Raw genomic sequence first — 18,573 nt, 5'->3', positions numbered from 1 at the left:
TCGATGACCCGTCCGTTGAAGATTCTGGCGATTGGTTACGCTACGAGCACCCATGTCGTGAACCGGGTGCGCTGTTTTTCCCCCTTGGGGCACAAGGTCTACCTGCTGAGTGCTCCTCCCGCCGCCGGACTGAGCGAAATCATAGAACTCACGCCGTCTGTTCGCCCTGGACAGGATGAATGGATCTCGCGCCTTGTGCGTTTGGGCAGCAAGCTGGCCCGGCGGGATCTGAGCGGACTGTCCGATATGGCGCGGCTGTTCTTCGATTTCCGTCGGCTCGTCAGGACGACAAACCCGGACGTCATCCATGTGCATTACGCATATAGCACCTGGGCGTGGCTGGCAGGCGCTCTGGGATTTCGACCTCTGGTGGTCAGCGTCATGGGGGGCGACGTCCTCTACGAAGAGCAGGGGGCGCCGACGCAACGCGGAATTGCGTTGACCAAGAGACTCTTTGCGGTAGCCGACCGCATAACGGCAAAATCCGACTTCCTGATTGGCAAGCTCAATGAGCTCGGCGGCTACGGCAGCAAAGCGACGCGCGTGGTGTGGGGAGTTGATCCGCAGCAGTTCCGGCCGATGGATGCGTCAGCGCTTCGCGCCGAATGCGGAATTCCGGAAGGCGCCCGGGTCGTGCTCAGCCCGAAGATCCTTCAGCCGTTCTATAATATCGATGTCCTTGTCGAAGCCATGGCGTTGGTGGTCAAGCGGGTTCAGTCGGCGCATCTGGTTGTCACGGAATATGCTGCCGATCCGCAGTACCGCGCAGAACTCGTGGCGCGGATTGAAGCGCTCGGCCTCGCGCGCCATGTCAGCTTTGTTGGCCGCATCCCCCATGACCAGATGCCGATGTTCTATTCCATTGCGGAAGTTGCTGTCGGAATCCCGCGCTCGGATGGCCTGCCGCAGACGCTTCTCGAAGCGATGGCCTGTGGGGTCCCAAACGTCGTCGGTCGGCTCGATCGCTATGGTGAGATTGTCAAGGACGGTGAAAGCGTACTGTTTGCCGACATCGATCCCGCTGATGTCGCCAATGCGATCCTTCGCCTGCTCGAGGATGAGGCCTTGCGTGAGCGTATCGCTGCCAGGGGGCGGACTATCGTTGTCGAACAGGCCAACTTCCCCATCGACGTGCAGCGTGTCGAGGCGATGTATCGGGAATTGGCCTCGAAGCCTCGAAAGCGCGCCTTCTATCGTCCGCTCATGCTGGTCGATGTGGTCCGCTATTGGCTACGCGTCTGACATGAGCTTGCGCCCCCACTCCTGGACTCCCGACCTTATTTCAATTGGATAACTCGCCAGCATGAAGCCGATCGTTCCACTCATCTGCCCTGAGACGGGTGAATCACTGCAGCCATTGCCGATGTCCGACGACATCTCCAACCGGACAACGGCGCTAAAGGCATCCGGTGGTCGTACGTATCCCGTCGTCGGGGGCATTCCGCGCTTTGTTGCGCCGGAGAACTACGCCGCAGCTTTTGGACTGCAATGGAAGACTTTCCGCAAGACCCAGTTGGACTCCTTTACGGGAACGTCGATCAGCCGGGATCGGCTGGAGCGATGTCTTGGCGGCTTCGACGCCGTTCGTGGCAAGAAGGTCCTGGAGGCAGGTTGCGGCGCGGGGCGGTTTACCGAGGTGCTGCTATCCGAAGGCGCGGAGGTGTTTGCGTGCGACCTTTCGACCGCCGTCGAGGCAAACCTGGAGAACTGCGGGGGAAAGCCGGGCTATTTCGTTTGTCAGGCCGATATCCGTGCTCTTCCGGTTGCACCTCAATCATTCGATGTCGTGATCTGCCTTGGAGTCATCCAGCATACCCCCGACCCAGATGAGACCATCAAGGCCCTTGCGGCTCACGTCGCCCCGGGGGGGCTTCTGGTGATCGATCACTATCGATACAGCCACGAGGACATGACCAAGACGCGCCAGCGGCTGCGCAAGTTCCTTATTCGGCAGGATGCAAAGCTTGCGATGAATTTCATCAAGACGCTCGTTGCGGTCCTGTGGCCCTTGCACCGCCTGAGCTGGCGCTACCGAAAGCTTCCGCTCGGCAGCAAATTTCGGCAGGCCGTCCTCTACTACTCGCCCGTTCTCGACTATCACGACTATTATGGACAACTGGGACCCAAGCTGCTCTATGCTTGGGCTGTCCTGGATACTCATGACGCGCTCACCGACCGGTACAAGCACAAGAGGTCGACAGAGCAGATTGCGCAAGCGCTCGATGCGATCGGCCTGGTTGGAGTCGAAGCGAACTACGGTGGGAACGGCGTAGAGGCGCGAGCTCGCGCGCCCGAGCTGTCTCCCGGAAGAAGTTGAGCTATCGAGTGTGGCCGCCGCGCCATGCACAGAGGTAGCTTTCGGATCTCAGGACACTGCTCTCATGGCGTGGGATTGAACGGTCCGGCGCAACCGTGTGATTGCGCCCATTCCTGAATTCGAAACAGCTTAGGGTTATCGTATGTGTGGAATTGCCGGCTTCCTGTCGCTAGGCTCCGATCCCTTTCCCAAGGGAGAGGCAGCGCTGCGCGCAATGTCCTCGCTGATCAGTCATCGCGGTCCCGATGGGGCCGGCGAGTGGACATCGAGGGACAGGCGCGTGGGTTTCGTCCACCGACGGCTCGCCATCATCGATCTGTCGACGGGTGGCGCGCAGCCGATGATTGCGCCGAACGGCACCGTCATCACGTATAACGGTGAGATCTACAACTACATCGAACTGCGCAACGAGCTGTCGTCCGGATGGGCGTTTCGTTCGACGTCAGACACGGAAGTGATCCTTGCCGCTTATGACAAGTGGGGAGACGATTGCGTTTCTCATCTGAGGGGAATGTTCGCATTCGCGATCTGGGATGAGAGACGGCAAAGACTGTTCGCCGCGCGAGACCGTTTCGGGATCAAGCCCTTCTACTATACGGAGCAGGACGGCACTCTGTTCTTTGCATCAGAGGCCAAGGCTTTGTTGCCCCTGCTGCCGGAGATTCGCACTGACTCGACCGCGCTCGCGGAATATCTGACGTTCCAGTATACGATTGGTGCCAAGACGCTCTTTGCGCATGTCAACGCACTCCTGCCTGGGCATGTGTTCACAGTCGACAATGGAAATGTTCGCGTTCAACGCTACTGGGACGTGCAGTATGTCGTCGATTTCGACCACAGCCCGAGATATTTCGAGGAACGATTCAGGGAGTTGATCGCCGACTCCATGAATGTCCATTTGCGGGCTGATGTCCCGATCGGCGGCTACGTGTCAGGAGGACTCGACTCGAGCCTCGTCGCCCTTCTGGCTTCGAGTCACGATCATCGCAATCGTCTCGCTTTCCACGGCCGCTTCACGGAGTACCCGGGGTACGACGAGAGCCGCTATGCGCAGGAAGTGGCCAACCGGGCCGACATGACGGTGCATATCGCGGATATCACCGCGGAGGATTTCAGACGCTCGCTGCACGATGTCATCTACCATCTTGATTTCCCGGTTGCCGGCCCGGGCTCCTTTCCGCAATTCATGGTGTCCGCGCTCGCTGCGAAGCATGTGAAAGTCGTACTCGGTGGGCAGGGCGGGGATGAGCTTCTTGGTGGCTACGCGAGATATCTCGTCGCCTATTTTGAGCAGTGCATCAAGGCCGCCATGGACGGTACGTACCGGGAAGGAAATTACGTCGTTACGATCGAGTCCATCGTTCCGAATCTTGGCTTGCTGCGTGAATACAAGCCGATGATCAAGGAGTTCTGGCGCGAGGGGTTGTTCGACGATCTGGACAAGCGGTATTTCAGGCTTGTTGACCGCTCCACCGACATGGTCGGTGAAGTCGATTGGAAGTCGCTCGACAAGCCGCGCGTCTTTGAGGCGTTCCGCGAAATCTTTAACAACAAGGACAATGTGAGGAAGGAAGCCTATTTCGACAAGATGACTCACTTCGACTTCAAGTGTCTCTTGCCGGCATTGCTGCAGGTCGAAGATCGAATGAGTATGGCGCACGGACTCGAGAGCCGGGTGCCTCTACTCGATCACCCACTGGTCGAGTTTCTGGCGACCGTGCCCGCCGACGTGAAGTTCAAGGGCGGGCAGATGAAGCAACTGATGAAGACCGTCTATCGAGATATTTTGCCCGAGGGCATCTTGAGGCGGCGGGACAAGATGGGCTTTCCGGTTCCGCTGAAGGAGTGGTTTGAAGGGACGCTTCAGGAGTTCGTGACGGATATCTTCGATCAGCAGCGAGCGCGCCAGCGCGACCACTTCAACAGCGGCGTAGTGCTTGCGAACTTTCAGAGTGCTTCCCGCTTCTCGCGCAAGACCTGGGGCCTGTTGTCGCTGGAATTGTGGCACCAGCGCTTCCATGACCGGGCTGCCGAATTCAGAGCCATGGTTCGATCGTAGCCAAACCGAACGGCAGAAAACCCGGGTGATGTTTGACAAAGGCGACTGCCATGTTATCGCATCATGCCGAATGCTCTCCATAGGCTTGGGGCCGCGCCAAGCTTAAATCAGGATCGAAAATGAGACACGGACGCAACATCGCTGTAATTGGGTTGGGCTATGTCGGTTTGCCTGTAGCCGTGTCGTTTGCACGATCGGGCGTGCCGGTGGTCGGGTTCGATATTGACCAAAGGCGCGTTGCCGAGCTCACGGCTGGTAACGACAGAACGCGAGAGGTTGAGGCGCACGATCTGCGTCAGCCGTCGCTCGTCTTCTCATCCGATCTCGAGGCAATGGCTGGCTCCGATTTCTACATCGTGACGGTGCCCACGCCGATCGACGAGGCGAGACGGCCAGACCTGGGCGCCATGATCTCCGCATCGCGATCAATCGGCCGCGTGCTGAAGAGGGGCGATATCGTCGTCTATGAGTCAACGGTCTATCCCGGCGCCGTCGAAGAGGAATGCATTCCGGTCCTGCAGGCGGTATCGGGGCTCAAGGCGGGCGAGGATTTTACGGTCGGCTATTCGCCGGAACGAATAAATCCGGGCGACAAGCAGCACCGGTTCGAAACCATCGCCAAGGTGGTTTCGGCGCAGGATCAGCGCACGCTCGATGTCGTTGCCGAAGTCTACGGATCGGTCGTAACGGCCGGTATTCATCGCGCGCCGACCATCAAGGTGGCAGAGGCAGCAAAGGTCATCGAAAATACCCAGCGCGATTTGAACATCGCCTTCATGAACGAACTGTCGCTGATCTTTCAGGCCCTCAACATCGATACTGCGGACGTGTTGTCCGCCGCACGGACCAAATGGAATTTTCTGCCGTTCCAGCCAGGGCTCGTCGGTGGTCATTGCATCGGTGTTGACCCCTACTATCTGACTTATCGCGCAGAGAAGGCCGGCTATCATCCGGAGGTCATTCTCGCGGGTCGGCGGATCAATGACGGCATGGGGCAGCGGGTGGCGCGGGAGTGCGTCAGGGGGCTGCTGCGACGCAAGGCGCAAAGCGGTGTAGTCACGGTCCTTGGACTCACATTCAAGGAGGACGTCCCGGATACGCGGAACTCGCGGGTCGTCGATATTGTGCGCGAGCTGCAGTCGTTCGGCTTGGTGGTGCAGCTGCATGATCCTCTCGCAGATGCAGCCGATGCTGAGGAAGAATACGGGGTCAAACTCTTGCCGCTCAACGAGCTGCAATCGGCGGATGCCGTCGTTCTGGCGGTAGCCCACAACGAATACGCGACCGGCGGGTGGCCGCTGATTCAGCGGTTGCTGACCGATGGCAATGGTCTGGTCTACGATGTGAAGTCGACGCTTGATCGAGGCACCAGGCCGGCCGGCATTGAGCTGTTGCGACTTTGAGTGCGAGCATGTCCAGCAAGGCAGTTCTTGTCACCGGGGCAGCCGGCTTCATCGGTTTCCACGTCAGTCAGCGCCTGCTGTCGGAAGGCCATGACGTGGTTGGCGTTGATAGTATCAACGACTACTATGATCCCAGCCTCAAGCTGGCGCGCCTGGATCTGCTCAAAAGCAATTCCCGTTTCAGCTTTGAAAAGCTTGATCTCGCTGATCGACGGGAGGCGAAAGCGCTGTTCGATCGGTGTCGCTTTACCAGGGTGATTCATCTGGCAGCGCAGGCCGGCGTCCGATATTCAATCCAAGATCCGCACGCGTATGTCGACGCGAATATGCAGGGCTTCCTCAATATCCTGGAGGGATGCCGGCATAACGGATGTCAACACCTGGTTTACGCGTCGTCATCCTCAGTCTATGGCGCAAACTCCAAGCTCCCGTTCTCGACCGAAGATGGCGTCGATCATCCGATCAGTCTCTACGCGGCTTCCAAGAGGGCGAACGAGTTGATGGCTCATTCCTATAGCCATCTTTATCGCCTTCCCACGACGGGGCTCCGTTTTTTCACGGTGTATGGCCCGTGGGGCCGTCCCGATATGGCGATGTTCATTTTTGCCAGATCCATTCTGGCTGGAGAGCCAATCCGGCTCTTCAATCACGGTCGAATGCGTCGGGACTTCACCTATGTCGACGACGTTAGCCAGGGCATCGTTCGTCTCATCGATCGAGCGCCGCAGGGCCTCCAGGATTGGAACAGCGACAAACCCGACCGAGCGGCCAGCAGCGCTCCGTGGAAGATCTACAATATCGGGAACAACAAGCCCGAGGAACTGACATATGTCATCTCGCTCCTCGAGAAGGAGTTGGGTAAGGTGGCGGTGAGGGAGATGCTGCCGATGCAACCCGGCGATGTCGAGGCGACCTACGCCGACGTCAAGGATCTTGAGCGGGATATCGGCTTTCGGCCCGCGACACCAATCGAGGAAGGTGTCGCGCGCTTCGTCAAATGGTACCGGGACTACTACCGGATTTAGCAACAGTAGCTGACTTTCTCAAATCTGGGTAATCGGATGAAAATCTTTGTCACCGGCGGCGCCGGCCAGGTCGGATCAACCGTCATCGATATGTTCTTGTCGCGCGGCGACGAGGTGGTTGCGATCGACAACTATACGACCGGCCGGGCCGACAATCTGACCAAACATGAAAACCTGACCTTGGTCGAAGACACGATCGCGAATGCCGACGTGATCAATCGACTGTTTTCAGATTTTCGGCCCGAGATCGTCGTTCATACCGCGGCGTCCTACAAGGACCCGGAGGATTGGGGAACCGACGCTCTGGTGAATGCCGTCGGCACGGCAAACGTCGCGAAGGCCTGCAAGACCTTCGGCGTATCTCGCCTGATCTACTTTCAGACGGCGCTTTGCTATGGCACCAAGCCGCTGCAGTCCCCGATCCCACTCGATCATCCGATCAATCCCGTCAATTCGAGCTATGCCATCTCGAAGACGGCCGGCGAGAACTACGTGCAGTTTTCTGGCGTGGATTGGGTCACTTTCAGGCTCGCCAACGTAATTGGGCCAAGAAACGTATCCGGTCCGCTGCCGATCTTCTATGGCCGGTTGGCGAAGGGACAGAAGTGCTTCGTTACGCCGGCCCGGCGGGACTTTTGTTACGCGGGTGATTTGGCAAAGGTCGTTGTCAGGGCCGCCGATGGCGTCGGTCGCGGCACCTATCATTTTTCCTCGGGCAAGGACGTCGCGATCAAGGAGCTCTACGACGCAGTCGTGCGGGCAATGAAGATCAATGACTATCCGGAGCCCGAGGTTAAGCCGCTTGGTCCGGATGATGCCGCTTCCATCCTTCTGGACCCCGAACGCACGTTCAAGGACTTCGGCGCAGTTGAGTTCACTTCGCTCGATGAGATCGCCCGTCTGTCGGTTGAGCGCTGGCAGAGGGAGGGCGTCGTCGGTGGCTACACACACCTGAAGGAAGCGCGTGCGGAAATCCGCACCTGATCGGATCAAGTTCGATGCGCATCATTATCACCGGCGGGGCGGGGTGCCTCGGCTCGAACCTTATTGAGCACTGGTTGCCGCAAGGTCACGAAATTCTTGTCATCGACAATTTCGCGACCGGCAAGCGTGAGGTCGTGCCCGCGCTTCCCGGCCTAAATCTCGTCGAAGGTTCGATTGCCGATCGTGATCTGGTGGCGAAGGCCTTTGCCGACTTTGCCCCAACTCACCTGGTACATTCGGCCGCTTCCTATAAGGATCCGGCAAACTGGCGCGAGGATATCGCGACGAACGTTGAGGGGACCGCGAATCTCATTGAATTCGCGCGGACCGCGGGTATTCGCCGGGTCATAAATTTCCAGACCGTCTTGTGCTACGGGCGCCCCGAGAGCACGCCTATTGCCGTCGAGCATCCGCTGCGGCCGTTCACGAGCTATGGCATTTCAAAGGTCGCCGGCGAGCAATATCTGGCCATGAGCGGTCTGCCTTTCGTTTCCCTGCGCCTTGCGAACGTCGCCGGCCCGCGCCTCGCAATCGGTCCGATCCCGACCTTCTACAAGCGACTGAAGGCGGGACAGGCATGCTTCTGCACGGCGGCCTACCGGGATTTCCTCGATATGTCCGATTTCGTCGCCGCAGTAGACATTGCGATGGCCGAGGGCGCGCCGACCGGCATCTTCAACGTATCCAGCGGAGCGGGACATTCCATCAAGGACGTATACGATCTGGTCCGATCGCATCTTCAGTTGCCGGCCGACCCGGATGTCAAGGTGGTGCCTGTCGGAGAAGATGATGTTCCCTCCGTGGTGCCGGATCCTACCAGGACGCAAGAGATCCTCGGCTGGAAAGCAAGGGTTTCGTTTCAAGAGACAATTCGGCGGCAGCTCTCGTGGTACGACGCCCACGGAGTGACGGACGTCTACAGTCACCTGGCTGCACCTAAGGGGTGAAGATGAGTTCTTTCAATGGAGCTACCGTCCTTGTCGTTGGCGGAGCTGGATTCGTCGGATCAAATCTCGTCAAGAAGCTGCTGGAGCAGGCACCGGCTCGGGTCGTCATAGTCGACAACCTGTTGTCGGCCGACGTTTCAAATGTACCGGACGATCCACGGGTCGAATTCATTCGGAACTCCATCACGGACGACGCAGTGCTTGCGGCGTTGCCGGGAAACCTGGACTACGTCTTTCATCTCGCCTGCTATCACGGCAATCAGTCCTCGATCGCCGATCCGCTTGCGGATCACGCGAACAATACGCTCACGAGCCTGAAGCTCTTTGAAAGGCTCAAGAGCATTGGTTCGCTACGGAAGGTTGTGTACGCCGCCGCAGGCTGTGCCGTGGCCGAGAAGACCTTCCAAGGGGCCGAGGCGACGCGAGAGGATGCGCCGGTTTCTCTGTTTCACGACAGTCCGTACTCGATTTCGAAGTTAATCGGCGAGATGTACGGCAACTACTACTTTGCGCGATATAAGCTGCCGTTCGTGAAGGCGCGCTTTCAGAACGTTTACGGTCCCGGCGAAATCCTTGGCGCCGGCCGCTGGCGCGGAACGGTGCATACCGTATGGAGAAACGTTACGCCGACTTTCATATGGAGAGCGCTGCACGGCGAAGCCTTGCCGGTTGAGAACGGCGGGATCGCATCTCGTGACTTCATCTATGTGGAAGACATGGCGAGAGGATTAATGGCGTGCGCGCTTTTGGGCGAGCCCGGCGAAATTTACAATCTCGCCTCTGGCGTCGAAACCAGCATTCTTGAACTAGCGACCCGCGTGAATTCCATCGTCGGCAATGTGACGCCGATTGCGCTGACGCCGGCGCGGGATTGGGACAGGTCGGGGCAGCGCTTCGGCGATCCGGCCAAGGCGCGTGAGAAACTCGGCTTCGTCGCGACCGTGTCTCACGAGGATGGTCTTCGGAAAACCATCGATTGGACGCGCGCAAATCGCGAGCGCATCGTCGGCTGCATGCGAGATCACGTTGCGCAGCTGCCCGATGTCGCAAGGTATTCCTGAATGCTGAAGATTCTCACGGTTGTCGGCGCCCGTCCGCAATTTATCAAGGCGGCGGCTGTCAGTCGTGCGATCCGCGAGACCAACGGACTCACGGAAGTGATGGTGCATACCGGTCAGCATTTCGACCCGAACATGTCCGACGTGTTCTTCGAGGAGCTGGATATTCCAAAGCCGCAATATCATCTCGATATCCATGGCGGTGGTCACGCCGACATGACGGGACGTATGCTGATTGCGATAGAGCCTATCCTGCTCACGGAAAAGCCCGACTGGGTTGTCGTCTATGGTGACACCAATTCGACTTTGGCCGGCTCGCTCGCGGCGTCGAAGTTGCACATTCCGGTCGCGCACGTCGAAGCGGGGCTTCGTTCGTTCAATCGCCGGATGCCAGAGGAAATCAATCGGCTGGTAACCGACCATCTTGCCACGTTGAATTTCTGTCCGACGGCCGCAGCCGTTGCCAACCTCGCCGCCGAGGGCGTAACCAAAGGCGTACATCACGTCGGCGACGTGATGTACGATGCAACCTTGTTCGTGACGGACAAGGCCGAGGAAAGTTCGACCATACTCACCAGCCTCGGGCTGGTCCCGAAGACATATTCACTTGCTACGATTCATCGCGCTGAAAACACCGACGACCGGGAGCAGCTTCTGGCCGTCGTGCGGTTTCTGCAGGATCAGTCGCAGAAATACCCTGTTGTTCTACCGCTGCACCCGCGCACCCGGCAGGCTGCTTTGCGTATGGGAGTTGCTCTCGACGGCTTGAAGATTATTGATCCAGTCGGCTACTTCGATATGGCCAAGCTTCTGCACAACGCAGTTGAAGTCTATACGGACTCGGGAGGCGTCCAGAAGGAGGCCTATTTCCATCGCGTGCCCTGCACCACACTGCGTGACGAAACCGAGTGGACGGAAACGATTGCACACGGCTGGAATCGGCTCTGGATGCAACCGGCGCAGGCCATTCGGCGCGAGATAGAGGAATACGGGACCGGTCGCGCAGCTTACAATGTCACGCGTTTGTTGAGTTCTGGCGGCTTGCCTTAGGTTGATCGAAGCGTAATTGCCGAGTACTGAAGCTTCGTAGCCTCTGTGCTCGATTCAGTTCAGGACGACCTGCTGCAAGCTTGCATTTTGCAGGCGCTCGCCTGCCGCAGTCGTCGACGTTGCCGTCTGGTCGAACGCTGACCGCGGCGTAATGTACCAGAGCAGGAACAGCAGCCCGGTGCCGTTCGTCAGCAAGGCTGTCGAAAGCGGTACATTGAGGAGAACCTGGGGGAGCAACCCCGCGGAGAGCAGCACGAATTGCGCGGGCAAGCCGGACGACAGGCGATTGCCGAGGGCAATGATCAGGCCGCAGCCCAGCGCGGATACCGGGGCGAGCACGAGGCCGACCGAAGCGACTCCTTCGGTGGCGAACAGCGAAGCGTTGAAGGCGCCGAGATCGTAGGCCTTGGCCATGACGGCCCATATCGGCTCGTCATAGGCGCATGCAACCACGAGCTTCAACGCGTTGATCTGGCAGAAATGGGTCAGCGGGTGCGCCGAGAAGTAGTTGTTGTAGACTTCAAGGGCGAGCGACGGGATCGCGACCATCCTGGTGTTGACGGTGCCGAAATAAACCAGTGCGGGCTTGAGCGGCAGCACCTCGGCTTTGACCAGGAAGAACAGGATAGTGCCGATCAGGATAGGCAGGAAAAACGACAGGATCGTCGTGACCCTGGCCTCAGCCAGCTTGCAGATCAGCGCGAGAAACAGCAGCCAGACCGGAGCAAACAGCGCCATCTTGGTCAGCATGATCGGGTAGAACATTAGCATCAGAAGCAGAGCGGCCCCTGCCTGCCAGATCCGCTTGCTGGCGACGAAGCAGGCGAAGGCGAACGGCAACAGGGCGTTCGAGACGATCCAGACCGCATATCGCAAGACGCCGGGCAACGCGAGCTCCGCGCGATATTTGTAGATCTCGGCGAGATCGACCAGCTTGAGGTTGTAGAGAGACCCGATGCCGATGATTGCGGCCGAGGCAATCAGGATGACGGAAGGCATCATGTGAAAGGCGCGCGCCGGCATGACGACAGCCTGCCGTACCGGCGCGGTGATGAACAGCACGGGGGCGAGGAATGCGAGCGCCGAAAGCACGATCGAGGCGAGCGCCAGGCGATGATCGTAATCGAGCACCGAAAATTCGATCAGCCAGAGATACCCCAGGACCATGATGTAGAAATAGAAGCCGACGAGATAGCCAAAGCTGAAGCGACTGATTGCGAACAGGATGACGACGGGACTGAACGCCAACACGTTGACGATTGCGGATGCCAGGTGTGACTTGTCGAAGGCGATGACACCCGGGAAGGAATCGGTGATCGTGATGCAGTACAGCGAGATGCAGCAAACCACGACGTGGGCATAGGCAAGCAGGGCAAGCTTTGCCTGGCGCCATCCGAAACCAGGCTCCAGCTGAATAGCGCGATCGTTCATTCTCACCTACCGCCGTATCGGCTGTGCGTTTGGACCGTCTCGTGGATAGTCATCGTATTCGGCAGACTGACCCGCGATCGCCAACCGATGCCGCCTTTTGAGCCAGGGGCATGGCACGACGCCGATAAGACGACAAGAACAATGCCGGTCCTTCATCCTATTATTCCTGGTTAATAACGCAAATGCCGCTTGTTGCTCCGCGGGGTAGGGGAGCAGATGTCCCCGATCGGATCGCCGTTATCCGGCGAGGCTTGTCGCAAGGACCTTTGCCACGCTCACAAAGGCCAAGCGCGCCGAGGCCGCGCGAAATCGTGGTGCCGCGGCCGCGCCGCCTGACCGGTGCATGGCCTTGCCTTACCCCGAGTTTTCTGGGTAATGGACGTTATCGCGCGGCTCGCAAGGCCGCTTGTTCCCTCGGCTCTTCGGCCGGCTGCAATGGCCGGCCACGAGACAAGACAGGGCCTGTTGCATGATCAGATTTGGCCTGCTCGGGTGCGGGCGTATCGCCAAGCGTCACTCGGATCTCCTGGGTGGCAATCACATCGAGGGAGCGAGCCTGGTCGCGGTCTGCGATCCGATCCGCGCGCGCGCCGATGCGGTTGCCGGGAAGTTCGGCGTTGCGGCCCATTACGACATGGATGAATTCCTGGCGCGGAAGGACATCGATGCCGTCGCCGTGCTGACGCCGAGCGGGCTGCATCCCGCGCATGTGATCGCCTGCGCCAAGGCCGGCAAGCACATCGTGGTTGAGAAGCCCATGGCGCTGCGGCTGCAGGACGCCGACGACATGATCCGGGCCTGCGACCAGGCCGGCGTCAAGATGTTCATCGTCAAGCAGAACCGCTTCAACGTGCCGGTGGTCAAGGCGCGCGAGGCGCTCGACGCCGGCCGCTTCGGCAAACTCATCCTGGGGACGGTCCGGGTGCGCTGGTGCCGCGACCAGGCCTATTACGACCAGGACGATTGGCGCGGCACCTGGGCCTATGACGGCGGCGTGCTGACCAATCAGGCGAGCCACCATGTCGACATGCTGGAGTGGTTCTTCGGCGACGTGGTGAGCGTGCATGCGCGCGCGGCAACGGCACTGGCCAATATCGAAACCGAGGATACGGCCGTCGCAACGCTGAAGTTCCGCAACGGCGCGCTCGGGATCATCGAGGCGACCACCGCGGCGCGCCCGACCGATCTCGAGGGCTCGCTCTCGATCCTGGGCGAAAAGGGCACGGTCGAGATTTCGGGCTTCGCGGTCAACCAGATCCGGCACTGGCGCTTTGTCGACGAGCTGCCGTCGGACAAGGACGTCGTGGAGAAGTTCTCGGTCAACCCGCCCAACGTCTACGGCTTCGGCCATCAGGCCTATTATCACCATGTGGTCGATTGCCTGGTGAACCAGCGCGCCGCGCTGGTCGACGGGCTCGAGGGCCGCAAGAGCCTGGAGCTGATCTCGGCCCTCTACGAGTCGATCGAGACCGGCGAGGAAGTCGCACTGCGCTTCACGCCACGGCTGAGCCGGCTGGGCGTCGTTTCGTGAACCGGCCGGAGGTGCATCAGGCCAGCGTGCGCGATGTCGCGTTCGGCGAACGCGTCAAGATCGTCGAGCCGTGCAACCTCTATGGCTGCAAGCTCGGCGACGACTGCTTCGTCGGCCCCTTCACGGAAATCCAGAAGGGCGTGATCGTCGGGGCGCGCACCCGCGTGCAGTCGCATGCCTTCGTCTGCGAGCTCGTTACCATCGGCGAGGATTGTTTCGTCGGCCACGGCGTGATGTTCGTCAACGACACGTTCTCCACCGGCGGCCCGGCGCGTGGACGCAAGGAGCTGTGGCGCGAGACGGTGATCGGCAACCGGGTGTCGATCGGCTCCAATGCGACGATCATGCCGGTCAGGATCGTCGACGACGTCGTCATCGGCGCCGGATCGGTGGTGACCAAGGACATCACGATATCAGGCACCTATGCCGGCAATCCGGCGCGCCGGCTGCTGACGAGCCAATAGGGCAATAGGGGAATATCGATGGCGGTGCCGTATGCCGACCTGCAACTGCAATACCAGTCCATCAAGGGCGAGATCGACGCTGCGATCGCCGGCGTGATCCGCGACAACGCCTTCATTCGCGGCGGCTATGTCGACGCCTTCGAGCGAGAATTTGCGGCGGCGGCCCAGGTCGCTCATTGCGTGTCCTGCGCCAACGGCACCGACGCGCTTTACCTCGCCATGCGGGCGCTGAAGGTGAAGCCGGGCGACGAGGTGATCACGACGGCGCATTCCTGGATCTCGACCGCGGCGATGATCACCCATTCCGGTGCCACCGTCGTATTCTGCGACACCGACGAGGCGACGTTCACGATCGATCCGGCGGCCATCGAGGCCGCGATCACGCCGCGCACGGTCGGGATCATCCCGGTGCACCTGTACGGCCAGCCCGCGGATATGGACGCGATCATGGCGATCGCGCAGAAGCACAGGCTGTGGGTGATCGAGGATTGCGCCCAGGCCCATCTGGCGCGCTACAAGGGCCGCATGGTCGGCACCTTCGGCGCGGCCGCGACCTATTCATTCTATCCCGGCAAGAATCTCGGCGCGATGGGCGATGCCGGCGCGGTCGTCACCAGCGACGCGGCGCTCGCCGAGCAGATGGCCATGCTGGCGCGCCATGGTGGACTGGTGAAGCACCAGCACCACATCGAAGGCATCAACAGCCGGCTCGACGGCATGCAGGCGGCGATCCTCTCCGCCAAGCTGCCGCACCTTGCCGCCTGGACCGAGGCCCGGCAGGCCGCGGCCGAGGTCTATGATGCCGGCCTCAACCAGATCGAGGATGTCGTGGTGCCCGAGGTCGCGCCGGCACGCAGCCACGTCTATCACCTCTACACGATCAGGCATCCGCGCCGCGACGCGCTCGCCGCCCATCTCAACGCCAACGGTGTGCAGACCGCCATCAACTATCCCACCGCGCTGCCGTTGCTGCCGGCCTATGCGCGGTTCGAGCATCGGCCGGAGCAGTTCCCCAACGCGCATCGCGATCAGGGCCGGATTCTCTCGCTGCCGATGTTCGCCGAGATCACGCGCCAGCAGCAGGACGAGGTGATCGAGCTGATCCGGAAGTTCTGATCGCGATCGCGGCCTCGCGCCTGACGCTGTGGTCTTCAGCTCCCGAGCAGCAGGGGCCTCAGGAACAGCTCCAGATTGGAGCCTGAGAACAGGTAGCCCTTCAGCCCGGCCGCACGTGCCGCCTCGAGATCCGTCGGTTGATCGCCGACCAGAAAGCTGCGTTCGACGTCGACCGGAAAGCGTTCCAGCAGATCATTGATCATGCCCGGCGACGGTTTGCGCCGGTGGCTGACCTGCCGATATCGTTCAACCGTCCCTTCAGGATGGAACGGGCAGTATTCGAAGGCGTCGATATGCGCGCCGATCCTGCCGAGCTCATCGGCCATCCACTCGTGAAGCTGCCGGACGTGCGTCTCCTCGTAGAGACCCCTTGCGACGCCCGACTGGTTGGTCACGACGAACGCAAAATACCCCATGTCGTTGACCGCCTTGACCGCCTCGCGCGCGCCGTCGATCCAGAGCAGCCTGTGGCTTTCGAAGAGGTAACCGATGTCCTGGTTCAGGACGCCGTCCCGATCGAAGAAGACCGCTGGTCTTCGCGGCTGATCTCCGGAAGCGCTGCTCATGAGGTGATGATCCGTTCGTCTCCACGAGGCATGAACTAGCTCATTAGTTCACAATGCCGCGCACGACAAATGCGGACTGACCACGCCCGGGCGAGTCGCGAGAACTATCGCTCGTCCGCAATCACCTTGCCGTCGTTCGGCAGCGAGCCGGTGCCGACGAGTTCGACGGTGCCCCCCAGCTTGGTGACCGCACGCAGCGTCGCTGCAACTTCGCTCAACAGGGTATCCGGCGCCGAGGCACATTCGGCTCTCAACGTCATCGCGTCGGCCTCGCCGGCGCGCGTGACGACGAGGCGCAGCCGTCCAAGCTCGGGATGGCGCTTGCCGATCTCCGCGATCTGCTCGGGGCGCACGAACATCCCCTTCACCTTGGTGGTTTGGTCGGCGCGGCCCATCCAGCCCTTGATGCGCATGTTGGTGCGCCCGCACCGGCTCGCGCCGGGCAGGGCAGCGGTCAGGTCGCCGAGCGCGAGGCGTATCCAGGGATGGTGCGGATCGAGCGAGGTCACCACGATCTCGCCGACGTCACCCGGCGCAACGGGATCGCCGGTGCCGGGCTTGACGATCTCCAGGATCAGGTCCTCGTTGACCGTCATTCCCTCGCGCGCCGCCGTCTCGAACGCGATCAGGCCGAGATCGGCGGTGCCGAAGGCCTGGTAGGCCTCGACGCCGCGCGACTTCATCTCCTCCTGCAGCGATTTCGGAAATGCCGCGCCTGAGACCAGCGCGCGCTTGATCGACGATACGTCACGGCCGGCGGTGGCGGCCGCGTCGAGCAGGATCTTCAGGAAGTCCGGGGTGCCGCTATAGCCGACCGGGCGATAGGCCTCGATCAGCTCGAATTGCTGCTCGGTATTGCCGGGGCCCGCCGGGATCACCGCACAGCCGAGCGCCCGCGCGGAAGCATCGAAGATGAAGCCGCCGGGGGTGAGGTGATAGCTGAAGGTGTTCAGCACCACATCCCTCTCGCGAAAGCCCGCCGCGAACAGCGCCCGGGCGCCGCGCCAGGGGTCCGCCTGGCGGCCCTCGGGCTCGAAGATCGGTCCGGGCGAGGTGAACAGCCGGGCGAACGAGCCGGGCGTGTCGGCCACGAAGCCGCCGAACGGCGGGGCGGCCTTGTGCAGGGCCGGCAGTTCCGACTTGCGCAGCACCGGCAGTCCCGCCAGCGCCTCCCGGCTGGTGATGGAGGCGGGATCGGTGCCCCTCAACAGGTTGGCATAGGCGGGCGCCGCCATCGCCTTGCGCAGCACCTCGGGCAGTCGGGCGAACAACGCGGCCTCGCGCTCGGCCGGATCGCGCGTTTCAAGGGCGTCGTAATGGTCGGTCATGGCAGGTCCTTGAGAGGATGTGCGCGGGTTGCGTGCCGGTCTGCCCGTGCTATCAGACGGTGACCGCTGACATTGGGACGGTTCCAGGGAGCACGATGGCTGAGGCAGAGAGCGTTGCGGCGGACGGGGCCGCCGACGTCGTCGCGAGGCTGAAGCGCCGCATCATTGGCGAGGCCCTGCCGCTGTGGTCGACCGCAGGCTGGGACAGCACCGCCGGCGGCTTTGTCGACCGGCTGCATCAGGACGGGACAGCGGACCGCGCCGCCCCGCGCCGGATCATGGTGCAGGCGCGCCAGATCTATTGCTACGCCAAGGCGGCCCAGCTCGGCTGGTATCCGGAAGGACGCGCGGTCGCGCTGAAAGGGCTGGACTACCTGCTGGCCAAGGCCAAGGCGCCGGACGGCCGGCCCGGCTTCGTCTACAGCCTGACCGCGGAGGGCGGCGTGCACGATCCGCTGCGCGACACCTACGGCCACGCCTTCGTGCTGCTCGCGCTCGCGACCGTCTACAGCCTCGACCAGGACTCCCAGATCCGCGCCGAGATCGACGCGCTGCTGTCGTTCCTCGACACCCAGCTGCGCTCGCCCCATGGCGGCTTCCACGAGGGCCTGCCGCCCTCGATGCCGCGCCGGCAGAACCCGCAGATGCATCTGTTCGAGGCGATGATCGCCTGCTTCGACGCGACCCACGACTTGTCGTTCCAGAACCGCGCCGGCGATTTCTTCGCGCTGTTCCTCGCCAACCTCTACGACAAGCAGACGCGCACTCTCGGCGAATATTTCGAGGAGGACTGGTCGAAGATCCCGCCGGTCAGCGTCGAGCCCGGGCACCTCGCGGAATGGGTCTGGCTGCTGAAGGGATTCGAGCGCATCACCGGCTGCCCGACCGGGCGCCCGCGCGGCGAGCTGCTGGCATCGGCGCTGCGCTATCGCGACGCGGCCACCGGCTGCCTGGTCGACGAGGGCGACGCCGAGGGCAACATTCGCCGCCACACACGGCGGCTGTGGCCGCAGAGCGAGCTGGCGAAGGCGTGGATCGCGCAAGCCGAGTCGGGCGAAGCCGGCGCGGCGGACGAGGCGCGCGCTGCGCTGGTGCTGCTCGAGCGGCACTATCTCGGCCATCCCGTGACCGGCGGCTGGTACGATCAGTTCGACCGCGACGGCAATTCGCTGGTCGCCACGATCCCGGCGTCGTCGTTCTATCATGTGCTTTGCGCGGTCACTGAAGCCGAGCAGGTGCTCGGATAGGACCGCCTTCCTGGTCTGACGCGTTTTCTGCACACGCAACTCCGCCC

The 18,573-nt window shown here is 61.3% G+C and carries 16 protein-coding genes; 13 read left to right on the top strand and 3 right to left on the bottom strand.

Going from position 1 to position 18,573, the window contains the following annotated elements; translation table 11 throughout:
* Positions 1-3 precede the first annotated feature (3 nt).
* The 9 genes from IF803_RS18290 to wecB all read left to right on the top strand — a co-directional run bounded on the left by IF803_RS18290 (position 4) and on the right by wecB (position 10,843).
* Complete coding sequence (locus IF803_RS18290) at positions 4-1,242, top strand: glycosyltransferase family 4 protein (protein ID WP_304496234.1); 1,239 nt, start codon at positions 4-6, stop codon at positions 1,240-1,242.
* A gap of 61 nt (positions 1,243-1,303) precedes the next feature.
* The gene (locus IF803_RS18285; protein WP_461193012.1) at positions 1,304-2,317 is read left to right on the top strand and encodes a class I SAM-dependent methyltransferase; all 1,014 of its coding nucleotides are present in this window, start codon (positions 1,304-1,306) and stop codon (positions 2,315-2,317) included.
* A 142-nt stretch (positions 2,318-2,459) separates the two neighbouring features.
* On the top strand, positions 2,460-4,376 hold the full coding sequence (asnB, locus tag IF803_RS18280; RefSeq protein WP_304496232.1) for an asparagine synthase (glutamine-hydrolyzing): 1,917 nt from the start codon (positions 2,460-2,462) through the stop codon (positions 4,374-4,376).
* 119 nt (positions 4,377-4,495) lie between these two features.
* Positions 4,496-5,779, top strand: coding sequence for a nucleotide sugar dehydrogenase (locus IF803_RS18275; protein WP_461193011.1), 1,284 nt, complete (start codon positions 4,496-4,498; stop codon positions 5,777-5,779).
* Positions 5,780-5,787: 8 nt separating this feature from the next.
* The gene (locus tag IF803_RS18270; RefSeq protein ID WP_461193010.1) at positions 5,788-6,804 is read left to right on the top strand and encodes an NAD-dependent epimerase; all 1,017 of its coding nucleotides are present in this window, start codon (positions 5,788-5,790) and stop codon (positions 6,802-6,804) included.
* Positions 6,805-6,840: 36 nt separating this feature from the next.
* Positions 6,841-7,788, top strand: a complete 948-nt coding sequence (locus IF803_RS18265) for an NAD-dependent epimerase/dehydratase family protein (RefSeq protein WP_028343083.1) — start codon at positions 6,841-6,843, stop codon at positions 7,786-7,788.
* Between the two features lie 14 nt (positions 7,789-7,802).
* Positions 7,803-8,735 carry an NAD-dependent epimerase/dehydratase family protein gene (locus tag IF803_RS18260; protein ID WP_304496230.1) on the top strand — a complete coding sequence of 311 codons (933 nt, stop codon included), beginning with the start codon at positions 7,803-7,805 and terminating at the stop codon, positions 8,733-8,735.
* A gap of 2 nt (positions 8,736-8,737) precedes the next feature.
* Positions 8,738-9,796: an NAD-dependent epimerase/dehydratase family protein gene (locus IF803_RS18255; RefSeq protein WP_304496229.1), complete on the top strand. Its 1,059-nt coding sequence runs from the start codon at positions 8,738-8,740 to the stop codon at positions 9,794-9,796.
* Positions 9,797-10,843, top strand: a complete 1,047-nt coding sequence (wecB, locus tag IF803_RS18250; RefSeq protein WP_461193009.1) for a non-hydrolyzing UDP-N-acetylglucosamine 2-epimerase — start codon at positions 9,797-9,799, stop codon at positions 10,841-10,843.
* Positions 10,844-10,897: 54 nt separating this feature from the next.
* On the opposite strand, the gene IF803_RS18245 is transcribed toward wecB, so the two are convergent.
* Positions 10,898-12,274 (bottom strand): hypothetical protein, encoded by a 1,377-nt coding sequence (locus IF803_RS18245; protein ID WP_461193008.1) that lies wholly within the window; start codon positions 12,272-12,274, stop codon positions 10,898-10,900.
* Between the two features lie 469 nt (positions 12,275-12,743).
* On the opposite strand from IF803_RS18245, the gene IF803_RS18240 reads away from it, so the two are divergent.
* From IF803_RS18240 to IF803_RS18230, 3 genes are read left to right on the top strand one after another with little or no spacing between them, the layout of a single operon-like run.
* Positions 12,744-13,805: a Gfo/Idh/MocA family protein gene (locus IF803_RS18240; RefSeq protein WP_304496226.1), complete on the top strand. Its 1,062-nt coding sequence runs from the start codon at positions 12,744-12,746 to the stop codon at positions 13,803-13,805.
* Positions 13,802-14,269: an acyltransferase gene (locus IF803_RS18235; protein ID WP_018272672.1), complete on the top strand. Its 468-nt coding sequence runs from the start codon at positions 13,802-13,804 to the stop codon at positions 14,267-14,269. The genes IF803_RS18240 and IF803_RS18235 overlap by 4 nt, the downstream gene beginning before the upstream one ends.
* An 18-nt stretch (positions 14,270-14,287) precedes the next feature.
* Positions 14,288-15,385 (top strand): DegT/DnrJ/EryC1/StrS family aminotransferase, encoded by a 1,098-nt coding sequence (locus IF803_RS18230; protein ID WP_304496225.1) that lies wholly within the window; start codon positions 14,288-14,290, stop codon positions 15,383-15,385.
* 35 nt (positions 15,386-15,420) lie between these two features.
* On the opposite strand, the gene IF803_RS18225 is transcribed toward IF803_RS18230, so the two are convergent.
* Positions 15,421-15,951, bottom strand: coding sequence for an HAD family hydrolase (locus IF803_RS18225; protein WP_028343076.1), 531 nt, complete (start codon positions 15,949-15,951; stop codon positions 15,421-15,423).
* Between the two features lie 104 nt (positions 15,952-16,055).
* Positions 16,056-17,279 (bottom strand): phenylacetate--CoA ligase family protein, encoded by a 1,224-nt coding sequence (locus IF803_RS18220; RefSeq protein ID WP_028343075.1) that lies wholly within the window; start codon positions 17,277-17,279, stop codon positions 16,056-16,058.
* Between the two features lie 95 nt (positions 17,280-17,374).
* Between IF803_RS18220 and IF803_RS18215 the strand changes: the two genes are divergently transcribed.
* Positions 17,375-18,526 (top strand): AGE family epimerase/isomerase, encoded by a 1,152-nt coding sequence (locus IF803_RS18215; protein ID WP_028343074.1) that lies wholly within the window; start codon positions 17,375-17,377, stop codon positions 18,524-18,526.
* Positions 18,527-18,573: the final 47 nt, after the last annotated feature.

The organism is Bradyrhizobium sp. UFLA06-06 (assembly GCF_054820065.1).
The sequence above is the reverse complement of the archived record's forward strand: the minus strand, read 5'-3'. Positions and strand labels throughout refer to the sequence as shown.